Origin of the sequence: Pseudomonas nitroreducens TX1, from assembly GCF_000313755.1 — a bacterium.
Lineage (GTDB): Bacteria > Pseudomonadota > Gammaproteobacteria > Pseudomonadales > Pseudomonadaceae > Pseudomonas > Pseudomonas nitroreducens_A.
On the sequence record NZ_AMZB01000014.1, the window covers coordinates 1 to 435 of the forward strand.

At 56.8% G+C, this 435-nt stretch carries 2 pseudogenes; both read left to right on the forward strand.

Features of this window, described 5'->3' with window-relative positions:
- A pseudogene (locus C167_RS31950) lies at positions 1-249 on the forward strand (arginine-ornithine antiporter); the annotation flags it as partial.
- A gap of 16 nt (positions 250-265) precedes the next feature.
- A pseudogene (locus C167_RS34175) lies at positions 266-435 on the forward strand (arginine deiminase); the annotation flags it as partial.

The following is a 435-nucleotide window of genomic DNA, read 5'->3' on the forward strand; positions in this document are numbered from 1 at the left end:
CGCAGCAAAGACCTGATCATCGCCGGTATCTCGGTTCTCTACGCGGTGTGGCTGATCTACGCAGGTGGCCTGAAGTACCTGCTGCTGTCGGCGCTGCTGTATGCGCCCGGCGTCATCCTCTTCGCCAAAGCGAAACATGAAGTGGGTCAACCCATCTTCACCAATGTCGAGAAGCTCATCTTCGCGGTTGTCGTGATCGGTGCATTGATCGCGGCCTATGGCCTCTACGACGGCTTCCTCACTCTGTAACTCCTGGAGACATCTCATGAGCACGGAAAAAACCAAACTTGGCGTCCATTCTGAAGCTGGCAAACTACGCAAAGTGATGGTCTGCTCGCCCGGACTCGCCCATCAACGCCTGACCCCGAGCAACTGCGACGAGTTGCTGTTCGACGACGTTATCTGGGTGAACCAGGCGAAGCGCGACCACTTCGA